Origin of the sequence: Clostridium sp. 19966 (assembly GCF_032335695.1) — a bacterium.
Lineage (GTDB): Bacteria > Bacillota > Clostridia > Clostridiales > Clostridiaceae > JACTOJ01.
Genome location: NZ_JACTOJ010000008.1, coordinates 150,048 through 166,971 on the forward strand (window position 1 = coordinate 150,048; position 16,924 = coordinate 166,971).

A 16,924-nucleotide genomic window follows, 5' to 3' on the forward strand; every position below is an offset into this window, starting at 1 on the left:
ATATCTTCTGCATCACTGCAGAAGTTTTTTTACCACTTTCTCAAAATCATTATAATCAAAGTCGTTCATCTGTGACATCATTATAAAATTTTGAATTATAAATTTAGAAATCAAGTAAGGCTCCATAAAAAGATTTATATTTTCCTTTTCCTTAGCTTTCACAAGTATCTCTTCTAATTTGCTATTAAATCTTTCTGTGACACTCTTTTTTCTAATCATTTGATCCGTAGTATATCCTTCAGTATAGTTTTTCAGCCAAACCTCCTTGAAGGTTTTTACAAATAAACAGAGTTCTTCATAAATTTCTCTAAGTTTTTCATATATGCTTGTATCTTCTAATTGAACCCGTTCTAGAACATTAAGGAACCCAAGCCAATAATCCTCTAAAAGCTGAATGGTTATGTCCCTTTTATCAGGGAAATAATTATATAGGGTACCTACAGCTATCCCTGACTTTTGAGATATAGCCCTCATGTTAAGTCCTTTATAGCCCTGGTTAAGAAGTATTTCTTTTGCACAGCTTAATATAATTTGTCGTGGATTATCTAATATCTTTGGCATATTGCTTTCTCCTTTATGAACTATGTTCATTATAATTCAAATGATAACCACTGTCAATATATCTCAATATAAATTTTTACGCTGCTTTAAAGCATTCCTTTAGTTGGAAAGGCTACGTTTTAAAATGTTGATATTATCTTTGGAGTTCTAAAAACTCTTAGGATCATAAATCTATATCAACATTCTTTTAAAACATAGCCTGATTCCTCAAAGTACTTCTTTTATTTCCCAGGCAAATTCTCCTACTTTATTTAAAATATCTTCACCAGTATTCTCTGATATTATTTTTATTATGGCACTTCCTATTATTACTCCATCACAATAAGTCTTATATTTTTCAGCCATTTCCTTATTGGATATGCCAAAGCCTATGGCCTTAGGGGTTTTTGTGGATCTTTCCACTTCTTTCATGTAATTTTCTATATCTGTGCTAATATTGTTTCTAACTCCTGTGACTCCTGATACCGACACGCAGTAAACAAAGCCTCTAGCGTTTTTGGCAATCTCTTCTATTCTGCTTTGAGAGGTAGGGGCCACAAGCGGAATTAAATGAATTCCCTTTAAGTTTGAAAGTCTTTCTAAGCCTTCCCTTTCTTCTAGTGGCAAATCAGGCACTATAAGTCCATCAATTTGAGCTTCACTGCAATCTTTAATGAATTTCTCCATACCATATTTATATATGTTATTGTAATATAGCATATACACTATGGCTGCCTGAGAATTTTTTCTTATGTTTTTTACGGTATTCATTACGTCTTTAATTTTAAGTCCATTTTTTAAGGCTTGCTGAGAAGACATTTGTATAAGTGGTCCATCAGCCATAGGATCCGAATAGGGAATACCAATTTCAATTATATCCGCACCATTTTTCTCTAAAGTATAAACAAGCCTTTCCGTATAATCCAAGGATGGATACCCTGCTGTAATAAAGGTTATAAGCGCTTTTTTATTTTCTTCTCTTAATCTTTCAAAAGCTTTATCAATTCTATTCATTAAACTTCTACCCCCATTCTTGCTGCCACAGTATTTATGTCCTTATCCCCTCTTCCTGAAATATTAACTATAACAATTTTATCTTTGCTCATAGCAGGTACCAGCTTTAAAGCATAAGCTACTGCATGAGAGCTTTCCAAGGCTGGAATTATGCCTTCCTCCTTGGTAAGTATATTGAAAGCTTCCAAGGCTTCAGAATCTTTCACTGAAGTATATTCCGCTCTTTTTATATCATGAAGATAAGCGTGTTCAGGTCCTATTCCTGGATAATCTAAGCCTGCTGATATGGAGTAGGCTGGCAGTACTTGTCCATCTTCATCCTGAAGCACATAGGTCATCATTCCATGTATTACACCTTGAGAGCCTCCATTTAAGCTGGCCGCATGCATACCAGTTTCAATTCCTAAGCCTGCAGCTTCCACCCCTATAAGCTTAACCTCTTTATCTTCAATAAATGGATAGAAAATTCCCATGGCATTGCTGCCTCCTCCAATGCAGGCTATAACCGCATCTGGAAGTCTTCCTTCCTTCTCAAGTATCTGCCTTCTTGCTTCCTGCCCAATTATTTTCTGAAATTCTCTTACCATAGTTGGATATGGATGAGGTCCCATTACTGTACCAATCACATAAAAAGTATCTTCTATATTCGTAACCCAATTTCTCATAGCTTCATTAACAGCATCCTTAAGTACCGCACTGCCGCTTTTCACAGAGTTTACTTTAGCTCCTAAAAGCTTCATTTTGAAAACATTAAGCTTTTGCCTCTGCACATCTTCTTCTCCCATATATATATCGCAGTCCAGGTTAAACATAGCAGCTACTGTAGCTGTAGCTACTCCATGCTGCCCTGCTCCAGTCTCTGCAATAACCTTTTTTTTACCCATTCTCTTAGCAAGAAGTATTTGTCCAATTACATTATTTATCTTATGGGCTCCTGTATGATTTAAATCTTCACGCTTTAGATAAATCTTAGCTCCTCCTAATTTTTCGGTAAGATTTTCTGCAAAGTAAAGCGGGGTCTCTCTTCCGCAGTAATCCTTAAGATAATATCTATACTCCTTAATAAAGCTTTCATCCTCCATTGCTTTATAAAACTCTTTTTCCAGTTCATTTATAGCATTCATAACAGTTTCAGGCACATATTGCCCTCCAAATTTTCCAAAGCTACCCTTCATGCTTCCTTCACCTTCCTTATAAAACTTTTACATTTCTCGTAATCCTTAAAACCATTCACTTCCACTCCGCTGGACACATCCACTGCATAGGGTTTTACTATTCTAATTCCTTCTTTTACATTGCTTTCATTTAACCCCCCAGCTAGTATAATTTTTTGACTTTTGCCTATATCCTCAGCCACCTTCCATTCAAAGCTTTTTCCGCTGCCTCCGTAGCTTCCTTCTATTTTGCTGTCTAAAAGTATACCTGCTGCAGCTTCCCGTTTTATGTTTTCAATATCTTCAACGCTTGAAATTCTAACTGCTCTCCATACTTCCCCAAAATCTATACTTTTGCAATAAACTTCCTGGTTTTCACCATGAAGCTGGATTATGTCAAGCCTAGCTTTTTCAAAGGCGGCTTTTATAAAATTTAAGTCTTGCTCTAGGAACACTCCTACCTTTTTTATATCTTTATCAAGTTCCCTAGACAATCGTTCCGCCTCTTCAATAGAAACTTTTCTTTTGCTTTCTGCAAATACGAAGCCCACATAATCCGGTTTTAATTCATTCATCATATAAACATCTTCAATTCTTCTAATACCGCAGATTTTAACTTTAACCATATTGTCCACCTATGAATTTTTTATTGCTTCTAAAAATTCTTTCATTTTCTCATAGTCATATAATCTTCTCATGAAACCTTCTCCGATAAGAAGTCCCTTTACTCCCATAGCCTTTAGATATCCTATACCAGCGGCATCCATGACTCCGCTTTCGGATATTACAAGCTTTTCCTTTGGCATTTTCAGCATGATTTTTTCTGTTATGCTCATATCAACCTTAAAGGTCTTTAAATCTCTATTATTTATGCCAATTATTTCTCCTTGGCAGTTTAAAGCTTCGTAAAGCTCTTCTTCATTGTGTACCTCTATAAGAGAATTAAGTCCAAGATTTTTTGCTTCTTCGAAATAATTTTTCAAATCCTTTTTCAGTACTGCTGCTATTAAAAGTACCGCATCCGCACCATAATACCTAGTTTCATAAAGCTGAAATTTATCCACTATAAAATCTTTTCTCAATATGGGCTTTGAGGTGTTCTTATTAGCAATTTTTATATTTTCTAGGCTTCCCATGAAAAAGCTTTCTTCTGTCAGCACTGATATGGCATCAATATTTATTTTCTCGTAGAGTTTTGATATCTCTTCTACATTAAAGTCCTCCACAATTACTCCCTTAGAAGGTGATGCCTTTTTTATCTCTCCTATGACTCCTATATTTCCTTTTGCGAAGGCCGCTTTAAAGTTCCTTACTTCCTTTTTAAAGTCTCCTTTCATAATATTTTTGTAATATTCTGTATTTTTTATATTTTTTAATTTCAGTAATCTATTTTCAACTATAGTATCTAGAATCAATGCACTGCACTCCTTTCAAAGCCGCATAGCTGGTTGAGCTTATCTAACGCAATACCTGAATCTATAAGTGTCCTTGCATATTCAATTCCATCACTTAAATTCTCTACTTTTTTCCCTACATATAAAGCCGCTGCTGCATTAATAAGTACCACATCTCTCTTAGGTCCCTTTTTTCCCTTTAATATATCAACTATTATTGCTGCATTTTCCTCAGAATTTCCCCCGGCCATTTCCTCCACGCTTGCCATAATCAAACCAAATTCTCTCGGATCTATGTAGTAGTTTAATATCTTGCCATTTTTAAGTTCACTGACCTTAGTTTTCCCTGCTATAGTTATCTCATCAAGACCATCTCCATTTACCACAAGAGCTCTCTCTCTTCCAAGCTTCAATAAAACCTTAGCCATACTTTCTGTAAGCTTTTCTGAATATACTCCCATTACTTGTCCTTTTATAGGTGCTGGGTTTGTGAGAGGCCCTAGTATGTTAAATATAGTCCGCATACCTAGTTCTCCTCTGACTGGAGCCGCATATTTCATAGCCTTATGGTAGTCTGGAGCAAATAAAAAGGTCATATTATTTTCTTTTAGGCAGAGTTTTGAAGCTTCTGTATCTAAGCTTATTGGAACTCCAAGCTTTGAAAGCACATCACTGCTGCCGCTTTTGCTGGATACTGCTCTATTTCCATGCTTGGCTATCTTCACTCCGCCTGAAGCAGCTATAATTGAAGCGCAAGTGGATATATTAAAGGTTTTTCCTCCGTCCCCGCCAGTTCCGCAGGTGTCAATGTAATAATCACCATCCAGTTCAAATTCCTCAGCTTTATTTTTCATAGCTCTTGCACATCCAGTGATTTCTTCTATAGTTTCTCCCTTAATTTTAAGAGCCACTAAGAATGCAGAGATTTGGCTCTGAGTGCAATTTCCGCTCATAATTTCATTCATGCACTCCTCTGCTCCCTCCTCAGAAATGTTTTCTAAAGCTACAAGTTTATTTAAATAATCCTTAAACATTGCAAACACTCCTTACAAAATTTTTTATTATTGCTTTTCCATTGCTGGTTTTAATGGACTCAGGATGAAATTGAAGTCCATAAATATCATAATTTCTGTGCTTTACTCCCATTACTATGCCATCCGTATCTGCTATTATTTGAAGTTCTCCAGGAAGCTCTTGCCTGTCTATTATCAATGAGTGATATCTCATAACCTCAAGCTTATTAGGTATTCCTTCAAAAACTTTGCTGCCATATACATTTATTACTGAGGTTTTTCCATGAAATATCTTGCTGCAGCTTACTATATTACCTCCAAAGGCACAGCCTATAGCTTGATGTCCTAAGCATATACCAAGAATGGGCACTTCTCCTTTAAAGCTATTTATCACATCAATGCATATTCCAGCTCTTTCTGGTCTTCCTGGTCCTGGTGAAAGTACTATTCCCCTTGGTTTAAGCTTTTTAAGCTCTTCCACTGTTATCTCATCATTTCTAAACACCTCTATTTCTTCCGTAAACTCCCCAAAATATTGGTAGAGATTATATACGAAAGAATCATAATTGTCTATTATAGCAATCATTTATATTACCTCCTTTAAGGCCCTCAGCTTATTTAAACTTTCTTCATATTCAAAGCTTCCCTCTGAATCGTAAACTACTCCGCCTCCAGCTTGTATATACGCTTTGTTATCCTTAAACACTATAGTTCTTATAGCTATGCAATTATCCATATCTCCATTGAAGGAAAAGAAGCCTACTGAACCCGCATATATTCCTCGCCTTACATTTTCAAGCTCCTCGATGATTTCCATAGCTCTTATCTTAGGTGCTCCTGATACCGTACCGGCAGGAAAGCAGGCAGATAAGGCATCAAAGCAGTCTTTATCTTCTTTTAAGCTTCCAGATACGGTAGATACCATGTGCATCACATGGGAGTAAAAATCTATTTCCATAAACCTTTTTACCTCCACCGTGCCAAATTTGCTTATTCTACCAATATCATTTCTTCCTAGATCCACCAGCATTAGATGCTCTGCTCTTTCTTTTTCATCAGTCAAAAGTTCTTCTTTCAGCCTTTTATCTTCTTCTTCTGTCTCTCCTCGTCTTCTAGTACCTGCTATAGGATTAGTTTCTACTATACCTCTGCTGCACTTTACAAGACTTTCTGGGGAAGCTCCTACCACAGTAAAACCATCGAATTCTATATAAAATAGATAAGGAGAAGGATTCACTATTCTTAATCTTCTGTAAACTTCAAAGGGAGCCTCATCAGTTTCTGCAGTAAATCTTTGGGAAGGTACCACTTGAAATATATCTCCCGCCTTTATATATTCCTTCGCCTTTTCTACCATGCTCTCGTAATGTTCCTTGGTGACACTAGCCTTAAATTCTTTTTTAACATGTTTTTCATCTATTGAGTGAAGGCTTTTAATTTCCTTTATCTTATCCTTTAAACTATTAAGCTCTTCTGCTATACTCTCATAGCTTTTTTCCTCTTCAGGAAATACATTGTACAAAATTTTGATGCTATGCTTTAAATGATCATAAACTATGATGGTCTTATATAAGTTGAAAAAGCTATCTGGTACATTGAGTTCATCTTCGTTATTGTCTGGAATTTTTTCAAATAGCCTTACAGCATCATATCCTAGGTATCCAATTGCCCCTCCTGCAAATGCATCTAATTCTCCATCATAAGGAAGTTTTATGTTACTTTTAAGCTCTTTCATCACATTTCCATTGAAAGAAAACCTATTTTCTGTTTCATCTATGGTAGTTACTTCATCTCTCCTGCTAAATATCTTCTTATATGGATTAGATCCCATATAGGAAAACCTTCCTTTGTTTTCATTAAAAAATGCACTTTCCAAAAGAAATTTATTTTTTCCTTCCAGATTGTAAAAAATGCTTATAGGTGTTATCTCATCTCCATAAAACTGCAAATATAGATTAAAAACCTTTCCCTCCTTTACTTTCTTATTAAAATTCTCTTTTGACATATTTATCATAATTTAAAGTCCTCCTTTAAATAAATTTCTAAAACATTAATCAAAACAAAAAAGCCACTTCATCCCGCTAATGGGACGAAGTGACTCGTTGTGCCACCCATGTTAATCTTTAACAAAGCCGCATAAAATAAAAAACACCTCACCATAGGACGAAGTGTGTATGCCACCTAAAGATTTTCTTTGTCAGGTACAGAAAAATCGATACCCTGTCTTTTTAACGGTAGACTACCGGAAAATGCTACTCTCAAAAGATTTCACAACTCATCTAACAGAACCATTCGCTAAAGACTACAGTATCTGGCTCACACCACCCCAGATTCGCTTAAACTAAATTTCTCTAGTTACTCTTTCTGATCACCGACTTTAAAATTATAATATATTAATTTTTATGAATTGTCAAATAAATTTTTATGCTCTTTTATAACTAAATTTATGAAAATTTTTATGCTTCTCAAAATATAGTTCTACAATTCGTTCTAAAGCTTTACATTTATATTTTTATAATACATTTGTTTTAAATTTATTATAATATTTTTAAATTTATTATTGAAAGTAAATCCACAATATGGTATGATTTTATGGTATTTTATTTTAATGGGGGTAAAAAAATGAAAAAAAATTTTAAAAAAGTAACTTATATTCTTTTATTCGTTTTGCTTTTAATTCCTGCAGCAGGTTGTAGTAAAAGTAACGATAAAACGACTAGCAGCAAGCCAGCTGCTACTGAGACAATAAAAACAAAAGATTTTAAAAGTGATGACGGAAAACTTCAAGTATCAGCTCCTACTTCATGGAAAGAAGTAAGTCAAATCAAAAGTATGAATCCTTTATATAAGATTGGTATAGGAGACTTAAGTAAGGAAAAGTACTTAGGTGTCATATCTGAATCTAAAGATAATTTTGATGGAATGACTCTAGACAAATACTACGATGCTATAACTTCTCAACTAAAAACTCAAATTACCGATGCAGAAATTTCTAACGTTACCGATATCACTATCAGTGGTAGTAAGGCTAAAATTTTCCAGTTAAAAGGTACAGTAAATAATGTTAAAATAACTTACATTAATGCTATAATAGATTCACCAAAGGCTTTTAATCAAGTTAATTCTTGGACTCTTACTTCAAGTTTTGACAAAAATAAATCAGAACTTGAAAATGCAGTAAAATCCTTTAAAGAACTTTCATAATTATTTTGTAAAGTATTAAAAAACATCTATTTTATAAGCTAATAATGTTAAAAATAAAAGGATTTTATAAGCTATATGCTTTTAAAATCCTTTTATTCAATATACTATTTTTTTATTGAATATCCATATGCATATCACCAGATTTTATGATTCCGGATTTCTTAAAGGCAAAATAAATTGGTAATATTATGGCAGATGGAATTATTATTCCTGTAAGAATAAATATTAAGATTCCTTTTAGTCCTTGATTAGCAATAATATTTAAAGGTGCTATCAAAGAATTAAGTCCAAGTCCTGCTAATTCATAGCTAGACCTAAATTTAAACAAAGCTGTAGCTATAGGAGCTGATACGAAAGCCGCAATAAAAGTAGGTATAACTATTCTCGGATTCTTTATTATATTTGGGAATTGAACCTTTGGAGTTACTAATCCCTGAGCAATATTAGCCCCAGCATCATTTTCTTTAAAGGACATAATGGTAAAGCCAACAAATTGAACTGTACACCCTATAAGCGCTGCAGCACTGGATACCGGATCCAGCTTAAGAGCTATGGCAATAGCTGCAGAGGATGCTGGAGTCATTAACAAAATGCTCCATGCAAGAGATATAAGTGCAGATCCAATAAAAGGAGATATATTTATTGAGTAGGCTATCTGAGCACTAAGCCAATTGAGCAATGGTGTGGTTACCGCAGCTAAGCCTAAACCAGCTATTCCACCCACTACTACTGCTGCAAAAGGTATAGCCATCATATCTAGTTTTGTCTTTCCAGCAACAGCCTTTCCTACTACTACAGCTATTAATGCAGCCAATACCGCACTAATTGGTTGTCCAGATACAAATATAAGTCCTGCATTAGTGATATGTACTGCATTAGCTCCAACCGCGGCTGTTATCATAGCACTAAATATGATAAGAGTATTTCCACCCAATTGATATGCGATTCCAGCCCCTATTGCAGGTGACAGCATAGATTTTGCTATAGTTCCTATACCTATGAATGCCTGCCAATGAACAAACTTTCCAATAGTTTCACATAAAAGTCCTATTCCAAGCATTACAAGCACCGCATTAGCAATACCCGCCGCCGCCTTATAAGCTAGTTCCAATATAGATTGTTTTTCATTTTTTTCATCATAGTTTTCTGCTGCATCAGCTGCAGTCTTTACATTTTCCACGTAAATACACCCCCATATATTATAAATATCTGAAATTGATAACATAATAAAAATCAGCCCCATATTATCAATTATCATTTTTATTTTCCTTATTATAAAAGGAATTTATTAATTTTTCCACATAAATATTAATACTTTGTGAATTCTGCTTTGATTATAAATTATACACACATTGGCTTAGCTTGTAAAGTATGAAAACTTAAAAAGCTAAGCCTCTAAACCTTTACATTTGTTTTCATTAAAATAAACAGCATTATTATTTTAAATTCAGCCTAAAATAAAAAGCCGTACCTGATATTAAAAATCAGAATATGGCATAAAACTTTATTTGCTATATAATACCTTTTTCCTTTAAAAACTCTTCCGCCACCTTGCTTGGCTGCATACCCAATTTATCTACTTTATAATTCAACCCTCTCATAACTTCATCATTTATAATACCCGTTAATTTATTTATTATAGGCTCTAATTCAGGATATTTTTTTAATGTATCATTTTTTATAAGCGACACGACGTAATATGGAGGAAAAAAGTTTTTATCATCCTTAAGCACTTTTAAATCAAAGGCTTCTAATAGTCCATCCGTGGAAAAAGCGTCTATCACATCAGAGATTCCATTTTTTAACGCAGTATATCTTAAACCTCCGTCTACAGCCTTCATGTCTTTAAAATCCATTTTGTATACATCCTTAAGTCCCAAATACCCATCTTGACGATTACTAAACTCTATAGTGCAGCCAAGTGTAAGCTGATTGCTAAGTTTAGCTAAATCCGAAAATGTTTCCAGCTTGTATTTGCCAGCTAATTCTTTTGTGACAGCTAGTGTATAGGTATTGTTAAAGCCAAGTGGTTTCAGCCAGGTTAAACCATAATTTTTATTAAAATATTCTTTTACTGTATCATAGGTTTTATCCGGATCGCTTATACTTTTTTGCTTCATTATATCCACTAGTCCTGTACCTGTGTATTCTACATACATATCTATCTGTCCAGCCTTCAAAGCATTAAAAGCAATGCTTGTACAACCAAGATTTAATTTTCTCTCTACCTTTATATCTGTATTTTTTTGAATTAATGTAGCTAGCATATTGCCAAGTATCAATTGTTCATTAAAGTTCTTAGAACCTATTGTAATAACCTTCTGATCCTTCTTATTAAATACACCAAAGCTTGCTAATACCAATATCACGCATAGTGCTAATATTATAGACTTCTGCCATACTTTAAGCTTATTCCTTTGGCTTTTTTTCCTTTTGCCATTTGATCTATTTTTCCTATTACAAAGTCTATGGCTAATGCTAATATGAAGGCTGGTATAGCCCCAGCTAAAATCATGTTATTATCCACGGTCTGTACTCCAGAGAAGACCATATATCCTAGGCCTCCAGCTCCTACAAAAGCCGCTATTGTGGTAAGTCCTACGGCAGTCACCGCTGAGATTCTAATGCCTGCCATAATAACAGGCATGTCTAAAGGAATCTGAACCATGGTTAGTATCTGAGTTTTAGTCATTCCTATACCTTCAGCTGCTTCTATGGTATCTTTGTTGATATTAGAAAGTCCCGTATAGGTGTTTTTTATTATTGGCAGCAAGGAGTAAAGCAATGTCATTATAATGGCTGGCTTACTTCCTATGCCCACCACCGGAATTAAAAAACCAAGTAAGGCTAAGCTCGGAATAGCCTGCACAACATTGGCAATCCCTATAATCGGAGAAGAGAGCTTCCTTGACTTAGATACAATTATTCCAAGAGGTACTCCAATAATAGCTATACATACTGCCACTAGGGTTAACTGTATGTGCTGAAAAAACAATTTAATTATATCTGTTTTTCTATCTACAATAAAATTGTAAAAGCTTTGAATACCATCCATTATACCGTTGCCAAAACCTTATAGAACTCTATAAAGCTTGTTTAATTCCCTGTTCAATGTGTCCGATTTTGTAATTCTAAAAGATTATACTACTTTCGTTTGATATAACACTCCAAGGGCTTAACTTCAGATACAACGAATCCTACACCTCAAACATAACTGTTCATGTAGTTATGCTGAATATCTGCTTAAATTAATTGAAGCATTAAAATCTCTATCTATTACTGCTCCACATTCTTCGCAGATATAAGTTCTTTCTGATAGTGATAATTTAGTTTTTACATGACCACACTCACTACAGGTTTTTGATGATGGATACCATTTATCAGCTTCAACAAATTCAACAATATTATACAAACTTCTATAAGATTTCAATGACTGTTATTTAACCTCCATTTTAACTATATAAATATGCTATTTATTCCAGGTTTGTTTTCGTGATAATACTATCACAATTATTTAAGTAATGTAATTTTTATTAACATCATATATACTAAAAAAATAGGGGTTTTTTTCCCCTATTTAATAAATTTATTATCACCAAAAGCCTCCGAAGCCTCCGATTCCTCGCCCAATACCCCAGCCACCTAGTCCAGGTCCCCAACCAAAACCTAGGCCAGGTCCCCAGCCGAAGCCTCCGCCCCAGCCACCAAATGCCAAGCCTAACAATAGTCCTGCTGCTAGAAGTCCTCCCCAGGAACTATCTACACGACCTAGGTTTTTTCCTGTATTATCGTGTACATGCCATCCATTAAAATATCCTATAGGTCTGCCATCCATGCCATATACTCCTGTCCCTGATACGTAAGCAACAGGATTTCCATTAATATCCAATAGATACGGATCACTAATATATCCCATTACATTATAATTCCTATCATAAACAGCTCTTTCATCTGTGTATCCAACTAATCTTTCGTTGCCATCATATATCTTTTTCATAGAGTTCACTCCTTTCTCATCCGTAATCTATTTATGAAACCGGCTGACAATTTAATTCAGCTATAAGATATTAATATATGCCGAATCCTCCGCCGCATCCGCAGCCTGATCCCCCATAATATCCTGTATTATTTCCGCATCCAGAACAGCTTAAGAAAAATAACGCTATTATAAATAATATTCCTGATCCAATAATGTCATTAGATCCTCTATAACTACTCATCTTTAATCCCTCCGTTTACACTGTTTTTTACATAAAGCTATAAATTTTAATTTTTAATTAATCATCATAATGTTTATGACAGCATCCATGCCCCTTAGAGAATTGTAATATAATAAGAATCAATATGATAAGAGTAGGCAAACTGCATATACAATTTGAACTTTGTCCTACACATCCTGGATAGTAGCCTCCACCATAACCTAAATTGTTAACCACATTAAAACCTCCTCGCAGTTTATAAAAATAACTTCATATATTTTTAATCTAAAGTTTTACACATACAGCAGTTAGATTAAAATCTAAACGCAAGCATTTTTAGGTAGCATTATATATAGGCTGTCCCATCTAACCACATATTACATAGTATGTACTACATGAGTGGTGCGTTACATTGACGAATCAGTAATTGCAAAATTTTCTAATAAAAATATTAAGTTTTCTATTTTGTTCTTTTAGAAAAGTAAAGCTTTTTATCATTATCTATACCTGCATAGAATATCTCTGATATAGATTTAATTCCAATACTATTTAGCTGATGCATAAGCCATTCTTTATCTAGTCCACCACTATAAAGATTTTCTTCCATTATCTCACTATCCATAATTATATCTTTCATAAGTCCAGAAGATGCTTTATTCATTCTAAGCTCTGAAGATGGGACAGGGCTTTTATTGAATTTTGATAGAACTGATAATTGCCCATCAGTTTCCATAACGGCCAATTCTACCTCGATAAAATTAAATATATTTTTTTCTCTCAGCTTCATATTTAATTCATCTATTGAAAGCCTTATGCTTCTCATATTATTTTCTATAAAAACTCCTTTATCTATTACCGTAACAGGATGAGACTGAACAAATTTTCTAAACCTCATACTTTTAATGCTTATAAAATCCGTTAATAAGGCTAATATTACCAAAACAGCCATAGCAACCCCAGAAGACATAGATTCATCCCATCCATTTATAGCTAAATCTGCTCCTAAAGATCCCATAGTTATGCCTACTATAAAATTAAAAAAAGTCATCTGAGAAATTAATTTTCTTCCTAAAATTCTTGAAAGAAACATCAAATACAAATATGCGAAAAGTGATTTTATCACTGTACTAACGATTATATGCCACATTCATACCCTCCAAACTCTAAAAAATAACAGCTTAATGCTTATCATAGTTTTTGTTAATAACTAATAAGTATGTATCCTTCTATACTAAAAACTGGTGGAGAAAAATGTAACAAATTATAGCTTTTTATCATATAGTGTACTATAACTAAAGATAAAAATAATAGATGAAAAAATCTAACATGAAAGGATTAAAAAAATGAGCAGATGCTGTTGTAAAAAACAAATAGAATACAAACCTGTACCCGTACCTGTACCACCAAAAGGAAATAACTGCATTTGCAGTCTTCCAACACTAATAATATTGATTCTTATAGTTCTTCAATTCTCAAGAGGCTCTCATGGATGCCATGAAGATGATGATGAGAGCAGATGCTGCACAAAAGATGCTCCAATAGGTAATGGCATTCTCTTCATAATAGCATTATTCTTCTTATCCTGCTCTGGCTGCGGAAGAGGAGCATACTAAGCATAATTATTTACAAAATAAGCTTTTATAAATTTAGTAAAAATACTATAGAAAAGTAAGGAGGAAAAATATATGGCAGCTGTTGTAACTCCCGGAATAGGCACTGGATTTAATCCCGGATTAACTGGTCTCGGAGCTGGTTATGGACAAAGCGGAAACTGCATATGCAGTTTACCAACACTAGTAATATTGATTCTTATAGTTCTCCAATTTTCAAGAAGATCTCATGGATGTCATGACGATGATGACGAAAGCAGATGCTGCACAAAAGATGCTCCAGTAGGTAACGGTATACTCTTCATAATCGCATTGTTCTTCTTATCCTGCTCTGGCTGTGGAAGAGGAGCATACTAAAACAAGTTCATACTTGAACTTCCAAAATTTCATGAAGAATATTATTATCAACATCTATTTCATGATTAATTTGAATAACCTCTCCGAATTTAATTTAAATTGTAAGACTGTTGAAGAAATTTTTTTCTTTAACAGTCTTACATTTTAGGTCATGCTTTAAAAGACCGCTTACATAATTCTTTGGCAGAAGTCAATAAAAAAAAGTACAAAGAAGTTTTTATTTTCTCTAACTTCTTTATACTTTTTTATTTTATATTAATAAAATCCATAACTAGAACCGCATCCGCATCCAGTTCCTAATCCACCGCAACCACCTGTTCCGCATCCAGCACAAGCTAGGAAAAACAATGCAATAATAAATAATATTCCATTACCAATTTGCTGATTTCCACCTCTACAGCAACTGCTCATTTTTCTGCCTCCTTTCTTTAGTTATATTTATCTATTATAAAGATGAATCTATTCTATTCATCACAATCTTCATGTCTATGATGGCAGCAAGGCTTGCTAAATTGAAGAATAATAAGAATTAGTATTACCAAAGTAGGTAAACTGCATATGCAGTTATTAGCAGGCTGAGGTACCATAACTGGCTGATATACTACTTGTTTCCTACAACAGCAGCAACATCCCATATAAACTAACCTCCTTTCTTTAAAAAGTAGGATAATCTTAGGTTACTCTATTCTTTATCGAATAAACTTCATTAATTTCTGTATAACATTATTTTTTATTACAATATAGAATATGACAAGTTTATTCATATTGATACATTTTTGGAAAGCTTCAATGCATACTAATTCTTATCTTCATTTTTTAACCTGCTTTATATCTAACAGCAGGTTAAAAAGTACAAGGCTATTATAAAAAGTATACCGTTATCTATAGTCCCTTCGCCGCAGCATCTATTTTTATCCCTATATTTTTTATGATGGTTAGAAAACTGTAAGATTATAAGAATTAAGATAGTTAAATACCTAAGATTACAAAGGCAGTCATTCTGCTGTATAGGCACATATACTGTTTGATATTCCACTTTTTTATTAGAAGAATGTTTGCTCATCATTAGTATCCTTTCTATCATTGCTTTATATCTTATATCAATAAGATTATTTTTCATTCATACTATATAATATTTTTATGTTATTGATTTAGTTACAGTATTTAATTTTTAAAACATAACCTAAAGAAGAAGACCATGTTTATAAAACACAGCCTTCTTCTTTACAAATCTATATTTACTTATATTTTTTAGATAGTTCATCTAATATGGTCAAATAAGTTTTCGATATATTATTGGCATCTGCTTGCTTTTCAAATTCTTCCACTCTAACATCCACATCCTTTAAAATATCCTGTGAAAGATTTTTTTCAGCATAGGTATAAACTAATTTATTTTCCTTATCTATATGCCTTTCCAAAAGCTTGGTATAACCAACAGCATTAGTCACAATATCAAGCTTGCTGTCTAAACTTTTGCTTTTACTATATTCATTAACAGCCGCTTCCAATTCAGAGGTGTAGAGTCTTCCCAAATCATGCTCCACCAGCATGCCATGTGTGATTAAATTAGTACCAATATTGCCAAGATGCTGCTGCATTTCTTTAAACAATATATGCTCCTCTTTACCATGATGATGCTTATCTGCGTAATTTCTAATGAAGCTTATCATCTTATGGAAATCCTCAGGACAAGGTTCCATGCCCTGAAGTATTTCAAGGCATGCATTTCTAACCGCCTTATTAAATTTCATTATATTATCATGCTCTGATACCATAATGTTAATGCTGTACATAAAATTACCTCCTTGCTATCTTATTTGTAACTTCATCTACTCTTTCGTAATACAAATTAGAATTATGAAGCATTCCTTTTATTAATGCTTCTCTTAAAGTATAATATACATTTATATCTCCGCCTACTGCATCCCAATAGGATTTATGTAAGCAAACATTTCTTTTCCATATCACTTCATTTTCCTCTTGTGAAACAATCGCATTAGCCCTATCGCAAGGCATACCATCTAAAAGCTTATCATTTAAATATTTAAATGCATAAGAAGGCTCTTCCTCTCCTATTTCCGCATTATTTTTACTATAGTTAAAAAATATTGTTTTTATTTCTTCTATATGACTTTTGTCTTTATTTAAAATACTCGTAACTGCATAAGCAAATCTGTATTCCACCACAGAAACTTGCTTTTGAAGCCATCCGTGTATATTGCTTTCATCAATTATATCTTCTAAAGGCTTATCACTTAAGCTTCCAAACTTCTCTTCAATATCCTGTTTTAAATCAGACACTATCTGATTTTCTTCTGAAAACTCTATAACCTGGTTAACTACAGCATTCTGAAACTTTATTTTATTATATAACCTATAATGAATAGGTCCTAAGTATTTACTCATAAAATTCTCCTCATTTTCTATTTTGTCTCT

General features: G+C 33.6%; 21 protein-coding genes, 2 pseudogenes and 1 other annotated feature. Of the genes and pseudogenes, 3 read left to right on the top strand and 20 right to left on the bottom strand.

Annotated elements, in window-relative coordinates; genetic code table 11:
- Positions 1-12 precede the first annotated feature (12 nt).
- The 8 genes from IAI10_RS10535 to trpE all read right to left on the bottom strand — a co-directional run bounded on the left by IAI10_RS10535 (position 13) and on the right by trpE (position 7,129).
- Positions 13-561: a TetR/AcrR family transcriptional regulator gene (locus IAI10_RS10535; protein ID WP_315673217.1), complete on the bottom strand. Its 549-nt coding sequence runs from the start codon at positions 559-561 to the stop codon at positions 13-15.
- 207 nt (positions 562-768) lie between these two features.
- The gene (trpA, locus tag IAI10_RS10540; RefSeq protein ID WP_315673218.1) at positions 769-1,554 is read right to left on the bottom strand and encodes a tryptophan synthase subunit alpha; all 786 of its coding nucleotides are present in this window, start codon (positions 1,552-1,554) and stop codon (positions 769-771) included.
- Positions 1,554-2,729, bottom strand: a complete 1,176-nt coding sequence (gene trpB, locus IAI10_RS10545; RefSeq protein WP_315673219.1) for a tryptophan synthase subunit beta — start codon at positions 2,727-2,729, stop codon at positions 1,554-1,556. Before trpB ends, trpA begins: the two co-directional genes overlap by 1 nt.
- Positions 2,726-3,334 carry a phosphoribosylanthranilate isomerase gene (locus tag IAI10_RS10550; RefSeq protein ID WP_315673220.1) on the bottom strand — a complete coding sequence of 203 codons (609 nt, stop codon included), beginning with the start codon at positions 3,332-3,334 and terminating at the stop codon, positions 2,726-2,728. The genes trpB and IAI10_RS10550 overlap by 4 nt, the downstream gene beginning before the upstream one ends.
- A 9-nt stretch (positions 3,335-3,343) precedes the next feature.
- On the bottom strand, positions 3,344-4,123 hold the full coding sequence (gene trpC, locus IAI10_RS10555) for an indole-3-glycerol phosphate synthase TrpC (protein WP_315673221.1): 780 nt from the start codon (positions 4,121-4,123) through the stop codon (positions 3,344-3,346).
- Positions 4,120-5,136 carry an anthranilate phosphoribosyltransferase gene (trpD, locus tag IAI10_RS10560; RefSeq protein ID WP_315673222.1) on the bottom strand — a complete coding sequence of 339 codons (1,017 nt, stop codon included), beginning with the start codon at positions 5,134-5,136 and terminating at the stop codon, positions 4,120-4,122. The genes trpC and trpD overlap by 4 nt, the downstream gene beginning before the upstream one ends.
- The gene (locus tag IAI10_RS10565) at positions 5,129-5,701 is read right to left on the bottom strand and encodes an aminodeoxychorismate/anthranilate synthase component II (protein WP_315673223.1); all 573 of its coding nucleotides are present in this window, start codon (positions 5,699-5,701) and stop codon (positions 5,129-5,131) included. Before IAI10_RS10565 ends, trpD begins: the two co-directional genes overlap by 8 nt.
- Positions 5,702-7,129, bottom strand: coding sequence for an anthranilate synthase component I (gene trpE / locus IAI10_RS10570; protein WP_315673224.1), 1,428 nt, complete (start codon positions 7,127-7,129; stop codon positions 5,702-5,704). It lies immediately after the preceding gene.
- A 68-nt stretch (positions 7,130-7,197) separates the two neighbouring features.
- Positions 7,198-7,496: a binding site (T-box leader), on the bottom strand.
- 241 nt (positions 7,497-7,737) lie between these two features.
- On the opposite strand from trpE, the gene IAI10_RS10575 reads away from it, so the two are divergent.
- Complete coding sequence (locus IAI10_RS10575) at positions 7,738-8,319, top strand: hypothetical protein (protein WP_315673225.1); 582 nt, start codon at positions 7,738-7,740, stop codon at positions 8,317-8,319.
- Positions 8,320-8,431: 112 nt separating this feature from the next.
- On the opposite strand, the gene IAI10_RS10580 is transcribed toward IAI10_RS10575, so the two are convergent.
- The 7 genes and pseudogenes from IAI10_RS10580 to IAI10_RS10610 all read right to left on the bottom strand — a co-directional run bounded on the left by IAI10_RS10580 (position 8,432) and on the right by IAI10_RS10610 (position 13,665).
- Positions 8,432-9,499, bottom strand: a complete 1,068-nt coding sequence (locus tag IAI10_RS10580) for a PTS sugar transporter subunit IIC (protein ID WP_315673226.1) — start codon at positions 9,497-9,499, stop codon at positions 8,432-8,434.
- A gap of 331 nt (positions 9,500-9,830) precedes the next feature.
- Positions 9,831-11,365, bottom strand: a pseudogene (locus tag IAI10_RS10585) (glycine betaine ABC transporter substrate-binding protein).
- Positions 11,366-11,545: 180 nt separating this feature from the next.
- Positions 11,546-11,716, bottom strand: a pseudogene (locus IAI10_RS10590) (zinc ribbon domain-containing protein); the annotation flags it as partial.
- A 195-nt stretch (positions 11,717-11,911) separates the two neighbouring features.
- Positions 11,912-12,316 carry a 4-fold beta flower protein gene (locus IAI10_RS10595; protein WP_315673227.1) on the bottom strand — a complete coding sequence of 135 codons (405 nt, stop codon included), beginning with the start codon at positions 12,314-12,316 and terminating at the stop codon, positions 11,912-11,914.
- Between the two features lie 70 nt (positions 12,317-12,386).
- The gene (locus tag IAI10_RS10600) at positions 12,387-12,539 is read right to left on the bottom strand and encodes a hypothetical protein (protein ID WP_315673228.1); all 153 of its coding nucleotides are present in this window, start codon (positions 12,537-12,539) and stop codon (positions 12,387-12,389) included.
- 57 nt (positions 12,540-12,596) lie between these two features.
- Positions 12,597-12,755: a hypothetical protein gene (locus IAI10_RS10605; RefSeq protein WP_315673229.1), complete on the bottom strand. Its 159-nt coding sequence runs from the start codon at positions 12,753-12,755 to the stop codon at positions 12,597-12,599.
- A 223-nt stretch (positions 12,756-12,978) separates the two neighbouring features.
- Positions 12,979-13,665 (bottom strand): DUF421 domain-containing protein, encoded by a 687-nt coding sequence (locus IAI10_RS10610; RefSeq protein WP_315673230.1) that lies wholly within the window; start codon positions 13,663-13,665, stop codon positions 12,979-12,981.
- Between the two features lie 196 nt (positions 13,666-13,861).
- Here IAI10_RS10610 and IAI10_RS10615 point away from each other — a divergent pair, with 196 nt between their 5' ends.
- Positions 13,862-14,131: a hypothetical protein gene (locus IAI10_RS10615; RefSeq protein WP_315673231.1), complete on the top strand. Its 270-nt coding sequence runs from the start codon at positions 13,862-13,864 to the stop codon at positions 14,129-14,131.
- A 72-nt stretch (positions 14,132-14,203) separates the two neighbouring features.
- Positions 14,204-14,485 carry a hypothetical protein gene (locus IAI10_RS10620; protein ID WP_315673232.1) on the top strand — a complete coding sequence of 94 codons (282 nt, stop codon included), beginning with the start codon at positions 14,204-14,206 and terminating at the stop codon, positions 14,483-14,485.
- Positions 14,486-14,740: 255 nt separating this feature from the next.
- On the opposite strand, the gene IAI10_RS10625 is transcribed toward IAI10_RS10620, so the two are convergent.
- From IAI10_RS10625 to IAI10_RS10645, 5 genes are all read right to left on the bottom strand, one after another.
- On the bottom strand, positions 14,741-14,896 hold the full coding sequence (locus IAI10_RS10625) for a hypothetical protein (RefSeq protein ID WP_315673233.1): 156 nt from the start codon (positions 14,894-14,896) through the stop codon (positions 14,741-14,743).
- A 53-nt stretch (positions 14,897-14,949) separates the two neighbouring features.
- Positions 14,950-15,120, bottom strand: coding sequence for a hypothetical protein (locus tag IAI10_RS10630; RefSeq protein ID WP_315673234.1), 171 nt, complete (start codon positions 15,118-15,120; stop codon positions 14,950-14,952).
- A 197-nt stretch (positions 15,121-15,317) separates the two neighbouring features.
- Positions 15,318-15,569 carry a hypothetical protein gene (locus tag IAI10_RS10635; RefSeq protein WP_315673235.1) on the bottom strand — a complete coding sequence of 84 codons (252 nt, stop codon included), beginning with the start codon at positions 15,567-15,569 and terminating at the stop codon, positions 15,318-15,320.
- Between the two features lie 154 nt (positions 15,570-15,723).
- Entirely contained in the window at positions 15,724-16,281 is a 558-nt protein-coding gene (locus tag IAI10_RS10640; RefSeq protein ID WP_315673236.1) for a hemerythrin domain-containing protein, read from the bottom strand.
- A gap of 4 nt (positions 16,282-16,285) precedes the next feature.
- Positions 16,286-16,894, bottom strand: a complete 609-nt coding sequence (locus IAI10_RS10645) for a hypothetical protein (protein WP_315673237.1) — start codon at positions 16,892-16,894, stop codon at positions 16,286-16,288.
- Positions 16,895-16,924: the final 30 nt, after the last annotated feature.

Excerpts from the sequence above, each read along its gene's own strand:
- IAI10_RS10535 (WP_315673217.1), bottom strand. The coding sequence starts at position 561 with ATGCCAAAGATATTAGATAATCCACGACAAATTATATTAAGCTGTGCA.
- trpA (WP_315673218.1), bottom strand. The coding sequence starts at position 1,554 with ATGAATAGAATTGATAAAGCTTTTGAAAGATTAAGAGAAGAAAATAAA.
- trpB (WP_315673219.1), bottom strand. The coding sequence starts at position 2,729 with ATGAAGGGTAGCTTTGGAAAATTTGGAGGGCAATATGTGCCTGAAACT.
- IAI10_RS10550 (WP_315673220.1), bottom strand. The coding sequence starts at position 3,334 with ATGGTTAAAGTTAAAATCTGCGGTATTAGAAGAATTGAAGATGTTTAT.
- trpD (WP_315673222.1), bottom strand. The coding sequence starts at position 5,136 with ATGTTTAAGGATTATTTAAATAAACTTGTAGCTTTAGAAAACATTTCT.
- IAI10_RS10565 (WP_315673223.1), bottom strand. The coding sequence starts at position 5,701 with ATGATTGCTATAATAGACAATTATGATTCTTTCGTATATAATCTCTAC.
- trpE (WP_315673224.1), bottom strand. The coding sequence starts at position 7,129 with ATGATAAATATGTCAAAAGAGAATTTTAATAAGAAAGTAAAGGAGGGA.
- IAI10_RS10575 (WP_315673225.1), top strand. The coding sequence starts at position 7,738 with ATGAAAAAAAATTTTAAAAAAGTAACTTATATTCTTTTATTCGTTTTG.
- IAI10_RS10595 (WP_315673227.1), bottom strand. The coding sequence starts at position 12,316 with ATGAAAAAGATATATGATGGCAACGAAAGATTAGTTGGATACACAGAT.
- IAI10_RS10600 (WP_315673228.1), bottom strand. The coding sequence starts at position 12,539 with ATGAGTAGTTATAGAGGATCTAATGACATTATTGGATCAGGAATATTA.
- IAI10_RS10610 (WP_315673230.1), bottom strand. The coding sequence starts at position 13,665 with ATGTGGCATATAATCGTTAGTACAGTGATAAAATCACTTTTCGCATAT.
- IAI10_RS10615 (WP_315673231.1), top strand. The coding sequence starts at position 13,862 with ATGAGCAGATGCTGTTGTAAAAAACAAATAGAATACAAACCTGTACCC.
- IAI10_RS10620 (WP_315673232.1), top strand. The coding sequence starts at position 14,204 with ATGGCAGCTGTTGTAACTCCCGGAATAGGCACTGGATTTAATCCCGGA.
- IAI10_RS10625 (WP_315673233.1), bottom strand. The coding sequence starts at position 14,896 with ATGAGCAGTTGCTGTAGAGGTGGAAATCAGCAAATTGGTAATGGAATA.
- IAI10_RS10630 (WP_315673234.1), bottom strand. The coding sequence starts at position 15,120 with ATGGGATGTTGCTGCTGTTGTAGGAAACAAGTAGTATATCAGCCAGTT.
- IAI10_RS10635 (WP_315673235.1), bottom strand. The coding sequence starts at position 15,569 with ATGATAGAAAGGATACTAATGATGAGCAAACATTCTTCTAATAAAAAA.
- IAI10_RS10640 (WP_315673236.1), bottom strand. The coding sequence starts at position 16,281 with ATGTACAGCATTAACATTATGGTATCAGAGCATGATAATATAATGAAA.
- IAI10_RS10645 (WP_315673237.1), bottom strand. The coding sequence starts at position 16,894 with ATGAGTAAATACTTAGGACCTATTCATTATAGGTTATATAATAAAATA.